The organism is Methylophaga sp. SB9B (assembly GCF_004832235.1).
GTDB lineage: Bacteria > Pseudomonadota > Gammaproteobacteria > Nitrosococcales > Methylophagaceae > Methylophaga > Methylophaga muralis.
The window spans coordinates 21,023-27,606 of the sequence record NZ_SSXS01000013.1; the positions used below are offsets into that span (position 1 = coordinate 21,023).

6 protein-coding genes are annotated in these 6,584 nt (G+C 44.4%); 3 read left to right on the forward strand and 3 right to left on the reverse strand.

Annotation, left to right across the window (positions count from 1 at the left end):
- Nucleotides 1-75: 75 nt before the first annotated feature.
- From E8Q33_RS12850 to dsbG, 3 genes are read right to left on the reverse strand one after another with little or no spacing between them, the layout of a single operon-like run.
- Nucleotides 76-867 (reverse strand): SDR family NAD(P)-dependent oxidoreductase, encoded by a 792-nt coding sequence (locus tag E8Q33_RS12850; protein WP_136555219.1) that lies wholly within the window; start codon nt 865-867, stop codon nt 76-78.
- 50 nt (nt 868-917) lie between these two features.
- Nucleotides 918-1,718, reverse strand: a complete 801-nt coding sequence (locus E8Q33_RS12855) for a TlpA disulfide reductase family protein (protein ID WP_136555342.1) — start codon at nt 1,716-1,718, stop codon at nt 918-920.
- On the reverse strand, nt 1,718-2,479 hold the full coding sequence (gene dsbG, locus E8Q33_RS12860; RefSeq protein WP_136555221.1) for a thiol:disulfide interchange protein DsbG: 762 nt from the start codon (nt 2,477-2,479) through the stop codon (nt 1,718-1,720). The genes E8Q33_RS12855 and dsbG overlap by 1 nt, the downstream gene beginning before the upstream one ends.
- 200 nt (nt 2,480-2,679) lie before the next feature.
- On the opposite strand from dsbG, the gene E8Q33_RS12865 reads away from it, so the two are divergent.
- From E8Q33_RS12865 to E8Q33_RS15730, 3 genes are all read left to right on the forward strand, one after another.
- Nucleotides 2,680-3,870 carry a YbfB/YjiJ family MFS transporter gene (locus E8Q33_RS12865; protein ID WP_136555223.1) on the forward strand — a complete coding sequence of 397 codons (1,191 nt, stop codon included), beginning with the start codon at nt 2,680-2,682 and terminating at the stop codon, nt 3,868-3,870.
- Between the two features lie 155 nt (nt 3,871-4,025).
- Entirely contained in the window at nt 4,026-6,149 is a 2,124-nt protein-coding gene (locus E8Q33_RS12870; RefSeq protein WP_136555225.1) for a TonB-dependent siderophore receptor, read from the forward strand.
- Nucleotides 6,149-6,529 (forward strand): hypothetical protein, encoded by a 381-nt coding sequence (locus E8Q33_RS15730; protein ID WP_211116173.1) that lies wholly within the window; start codon nt 6,149-6,151, stop codon nt 6,527-6,529. The genes E8Q33_RS12870 and E8Q33_RS15730 overlap by 1 nt, the downstream gene beginning before the upstream one ends.
- Nucleotides 6,530-6,584: the final 55 nt, after the last annotated feature.

Genomic DNA, 6,584 nt, shown 5'->3' on the forward strand with positions numbered 1-6,584 from the left:
GTGTCTCTTCTTAAAGAATAAAATTTTAAAAATTTCTGGAGCGAGATTTTGAAAAGTTAGAAATCGGATAAATGCTTAAAAAGCACTTTTAATCACACCACCATCAACACGAACAGCTGCTCCAGTCGTTGCAGAAGCCAAGGGGCTGGACAGATAACACACCATTGATGCGACCTCTTCGGTGGTGGCAAAACGTTTGATCAGTGATGTCGGTCTGACGTTTGCAAAGAAGTCTTTTTCGAATGCTTCAATGCTTTGACCTTCTTTTTCTGCCAGATCACTGACGAAGGTTTCAACACCTCTTGAGCTGGTTGGGCCAGGCAAGACTGAATTCACCGTGATATCGGTACCGGCAACCTGTTCTGCCAGACCTCGGGCAATGGCAATCTGAGCTGCTTTCGTCATGCCGTAATGAATCATTTCATGAGGAATCTGTACGCCGCTTTCGCTGGATATAAAAATCACCCGGCCCCAGTTTTGTTGTTTCATCGCAGGTAGATAGGCACGCGTTAAACGCACACCACTGAGCACATTCACCTCAAAAAAGCGCAACCAGTCTTCATCCGGTATTTCTTCAAAAGGGACTGGCTCGAAGATACCCAGATTATTAATCAGAATATCTACTTTGGGATACTGCTCAGTTAATTTCGCAGCTTCAGAGGCCAAAGACAAATCGCCGGCAAACCCTGTTACTTCGCCTTTGGCCGTTGTTTTCAATGATTCTACAGCCTGTTTTACGGATGCCTCGGATCGCCCATTCACGATAATATTGGCACCTTCTTCAGCCAGAGCCTTGGCAATGGCAAAACCAATACCGGCAGTACTACCACTGATAAAAGCTGTTTTGTTAGTAAGTTGCAGATCCATAAATACTCCTTTCAAACTGTATATAAAACAGGGTGAGCGTGACGTGCTGATTACGGTGAAAGCTGTTTTAACGTTGCGCTTAACGAAGCCGCTGAGACTTCCCCCATATGACTCTCAACCAATGTGCCTTGCTGATCAAAAAATAACGTGACAGGCAAACCGTAAGCACCAAATGCATCTGCGACTTTGCCGGTTTTATCGATCAGCACATGATCAAATGTCAGTTGGTTTTCAGCCAGAAACTTCTCAATTGTTTCCGCTGATTCTTGCTGATTCAGCATGACAAAGCGGATCTCAGGATACTGTTGCTCTGACTTTTCAAAAGCAGGCATTTCACGTTGACAGGGTGGGCACCAACTTGCCCATAAATTCACCACCGTCACGTTCTCTCCAGCAAACTGATTCAACGATTTTTGCTCGCCATCCAGTTGTTCGAGAGTTATATCCGGTATCACGACTGACTCACGGCCCGCATTTAGCGCAAAAGATGTCACTGAAAAGAACAGCAAAATGGATATGGCTCCGCCGAATAAAGCTATGCGTTGTTGAGGCAGACGTTTAATCTGCCATAACAAAAACAGCACCATCGCAATCATGCCGGAAAACCAATCCACGCCACGATCCCGGAAATCCAGCATTTGCCAGAAGGATTCATAATGATCAGCAAATTTGATCACAAACACGATACGGCCAATCACCAGCCCGAATAACAGCATCATCAATAACGGATCGGTCACTGAACCTTCATTTTTTCTGGCTAGAAAAGATGCCACCAATATTCCAACTAAACCGCTGCTAAATAACAGCAATGGCTCAAGCGGTATGGCAAATGGGCCGATGTTAATTGACATCACGGTTCAAACATCCTGTTGATATCGTCCCGCATCGGCATGCCTTCTACCAGCCGAACATGGCCTTTGGCATCTTTATAAACACTGGTTGGTGTCGCCATCAGCCCAAGCTGCTCCATCAGCAGATTATTTTCATCCACCAGCACAGTTCCTTTGGTTAAAGCTGCTTCATTCAGGTTGGGCCTGGCAGTGTCTGTTTGTTGAATATGTTGCTGCAAAGCCTCTTCAGGCGAGTCCGCAGCTAAAATCGACGCGGCCTTTTGCAAACTGTCTTCCTGCAAAATGCCGACGATAATATGGCGAAACTGCACCTCACCTTTCGCAATGTATGGTTCGGCCATTTCACGTAGTCGCTGACAATATGGGCAAAACGGATCGGTGAAGGTATAAATAATCTGTTTGGCATTTTTATCGCCATCTAATACCCACTTCGCACTCTCCAATTGCTGCCAAACCTTTTCATTTTGCGGCGCGCTGATCAGTTCATAAAGCGCTTCCTGTCCCAAATCGTCACCTTCGGCATTAATCAGATTTCCAATAACGGCATATTGTTTATCTTCTGTCAGATAAATACTCATCGGCTGGCCTTGAACCATAGCGGCATAGCCTTTTAAACCGGCGGGGGTGTCAAACGTATCCACAATCGTTACCCCTTGCTGTTTGATATAGCTGATGACCTCAGGCTCTTGCTGTTCAGCGATAGCAAAATAACTGCCCAAGCCAATGAGCACTATCGAAACAGCTAAGATTATTTTCTTCATTCAGAACTCCGGTAATTTTTGTGTCGTAAGACTACCCAACTGGTATTAAGTGAGGATTAATGAGCACTAAACAAGGCCAACTATTAATTAATCCTTTAAGTTAATGGACCTCTCAAGTCGCTTCACTCTCTTCCGTACATATTGTGATGACTTATGGTAAAACGTATGACTCGCCACTTTGTTCAGGTAAGTTTCTGATTATGAGCACCAACCGACTGCATATATCCCCTCGCTATCAAGTGATCCTGGCAGGCATTTGTGCATTAATCCTTACCGTCGGTATTGCCCGTTTTGCCTACACGCCTTTTTTACCCGTGATGCTCAGCGAAACTTCGTTGGATAAACTCACCGGTGGCTGGTTAGCGACGTTTAATTACATTGGTTATCTGAGTGGTGTCGTGCTGATTTCGTTCTTAGCCAGCCTTAAAACCAAGTTTTTGTTTTACCGGATCAATCTCATCCTAGCGGTGTTGAGCACTTTATTAATGGCCGTTACCACCGATATGGTTTTATGGAGCATTTTGCGGTTTATCGGTGGTCTTTCAAGCACCGCAGGAATCATTCTTGCGGCAGGATTTGTGATGGGCTGGCTAAAACAAAATGGTTACAAATCGGCTTTGGGTATACATTTTTCCGGGCTGGGTTTAGGAATCGCTATCCCGGGTATTGTTATCGTGATTATTACGCCGTATTTCAATTGGGCTGAACAATGGTTAATCATGGGGATTTTCGGGATTTTGTTTTTCCTGCCTGCCTGGTTTTTAATGCCAAAACCTGCTTTACAAAATCCTCCGACAGCCGATTTTACCGCTCCCAACACTAAATGGATGCGATTAATGATTGCCGCTTATGCCTGTGCTGGCGTGGGTTACGTTATCAGTGCCACATTTATCGTGGCGATCCTTGAAGGTATGCCCAGCCTTTCCGGTCATGGCAATATTATCTGGGTCATGTTGGGAATTGCAGCGATTCCATCATGCATCATCTGGGACAAAGTGGCTGAACGGATTGGTGAAACTCGAGCGATTATCACGGCTTATTCAATGATTTTGCTTTCTATCTTTATTCCACTTTTCAGCGAATCACTGTTACTGAATGTGCTTGGCGCATTGCTCTTCGGCGCCACTTTTGCCGGTATTGTCAGTCTGATGCTAGTGTATGTTGGCCATAAGTTTCCACATAATCCAGCTAAAGCCATGGCAAAACTGACAATAAGCTACGGGATTGCACAACTCATCGCACCAGCTTTAGCCGGATATTTATCAACCCTAACCGGTAATTACCTCTCATCCTTGTGGATGGCTGCAGCAGTCATGAGTACCGGCATTTTCTTTGTCTGGCGGATTCAGCAGTTTGAAGAAAAGTTATTAATCAAAACCTCAAAGCAATAGATTGCGTAGACCGAGACATAGTTGTCATCATTTCACCAGTAAAACATCGCATTATTGAAAATCGTGTCATATCCCATAGTCATAGACTAAATCACCGATTTTCCACCAGATTTTCATCGGTAACATGCTTTGCTTAATTTTGCGGAGCTTTATCAATGTCTGGGAAAATCGTATATATCAATCTTCTATTTCTAGGTTTAAGTCCACTTACCTTCGCCGACACAAGTATTGAATCACCACAAGAATTAGACGCCTTGGTGGTAACTTCCGATAAAAATAGAGGTTTATTAGATCTTGATACACCGACTGAGGCAGGTTCCCGCCTTGGATTATCAGCTCGGGAAAACCCAGCATCGGTTGCAGTTGCAGATCGTGAGTTAATGCAACAAATAGGAGCTCGCGACTTGCAAGATGCTGCCAATATTTTGCCCGGAATTAATCTGGCATCCTTTCCGGGTCGTGGTGCCTTTGTTTCATACAGAGGATTTACAGGATCACAGGTAAACCAGTTATTTAATGGTATACCTTTAGCTTATAGTATAGCTGCGCGACCTGTTGATTCATGGATATATGATCGTGTTGAAGCGGTTGGCGGCCCATCTTCTTTTTTATATGGAGCTAGCTCCGTTGGCGGTAGCCTGAATTACGTTACCAAAACCGCTGATCGTATTGATCAAGAACTTACCGGTCGCTTAAGTTATGGTCGCTTTGATACCACTGAAACATCCCTTGGTGTTAACAAAGAACTCAATGAGTATAACTGGATTCGTTTTGATTACAGTCAAGGAAATAGCAACGGTTACATTGATCGAAATGAAACACGCTCTGATTCTATGGCCTTCTCATGGTTGAGTGATCTTACGACCAATCTATCTCATACGTTAGCTGTGGAATATCAGGAAGAAAATGTTGATAGTCCATATTGGGGCACGCCAACGTTACAGCCCCAAAGCGGCACATTACAAATTGATAAGCGTATCCGCCATAACAACTATAACGTTGAAGATGGGGTATATAAGCAACGTGTTCGTTGGCTACGATCAGTGACGGACTACCAGTTTAATGACAAAACCGCTTTACGAAATACGTTTTATCATTATCGTGCTGAACGTGACTATCAGAACCTTGAGGGCTATCGTTATACAGACTCAACCAATAGCGTAATTGAGCGTCGCAGTGGGTATCAACAACGTCATGAACAGGAAATGAATGGTAACCGAATTGAGCTGACGCATCAGGGCGAGCTGTTCGCCCAAAAAAGTGACTGGGCTGTTGGCTTTGACTTCAACACTAACCATCACACAGGCTTTCCGACCTCATCCGGAACTTTTGATTTTATTAATCCATATAACTATGACCCTGGCAGCTTTGCTGAATTAGGTATTGGTTCTTTGCAAGAAGGCCGCAGCAACAGAGTCAAGATGATTTCTGTATTCGCAGAGAACCGACAAGGCCTTACCGATCGTCTATCACTTATCTCGGCTTTGCGTTATGACCACATTGATTTTGAGCTTGTACCTTCGCCAGGGGCAGAAAAATCAACCAGTCAATGGGATACCGTTTCTGGCCGTTTAGGACTGGTGTATGCGTTAAATGAGGACATCAGTTTATATTCTCAGTACAGCACCTCATCAGAACCACCAGGCGGTACATTGACGACATCAAGCACTACGACGATTAATGACTTCGATATCAGTAAAGGCCGTCAATTTGAAATAGGTGCAAAATTTAATTATTGGAATAACCGTGGTACTTCCACTATCGCGGCTTATCATATCGTTCGTAAGAATTTCTTAGTCCGAGATCCAAATGACTCCAGCCGTTCGATTCAAGTTGGTCAACAAACATCAAAAGGCCTCGAATTTGCGACATCTCTGCAAATAACCACAACTCTGCGTGCTGATGCCAATGTCGCCTTTGTCAACGCCGAATATGATGAATATTTCGAGGCGGGTGAATCATATAAGGGCAACATGCCGAGCAGTATTCCTAAACGACTTGGCAATTTATGGTTGATTTATCAACCCTTGTCAGACTGGCAGTTCGGTTTGGGAGCCCGTCACGTGACATCGGTATATGCCGACAGTGCCAACACTCAGAAACTCCCAGCCTATACCCTATATGATGCGTATGCTCGATACCGTGTTAGTCAGCACTTGGATATCACGCTACGTGGACGAAACCTATCTGACAAGTTGTATGCCTATTCTGGTTCTTCTAGTCAGTATTACGTCGGTGAGCCACGCAGCGTCGAATTATCATTGGATCTGAAATACTGATGAGACAGTTGTTTCTGTGGCATCGTTGGCTTGGGATTGCTCTATGCCTGTTTATGGCCTTGTGGTTCATATCAGGTATCGTCATGTTGTTTGTCGGCTATCCCAAGTTAACATCCACAGAACATTTGCAAAGTCTGCCAGCACTATCTGCCGGGACCGACTATATTGACGTTAATCAGGCTATTAATGCGACTAAACAAACTGTGCCACCTGTTGAAGTCAGACTGAGTTCCATTGCCGACAAACCTCATTATTTAATACGTTATCCAGATCAGGCAGCAATAGCTATAGATGCCTTGACTGCACAAAAAAATCGAAAACGCAAACCAGCTTCAGGCTTTGGCCTCTGCTCAAGCCTTTTATCCTGCAGCAAAAACTGAATATCTCGGACTTATTGAGTACGACAGTTGGACTTTGTCGCGAGGTCTAGACACC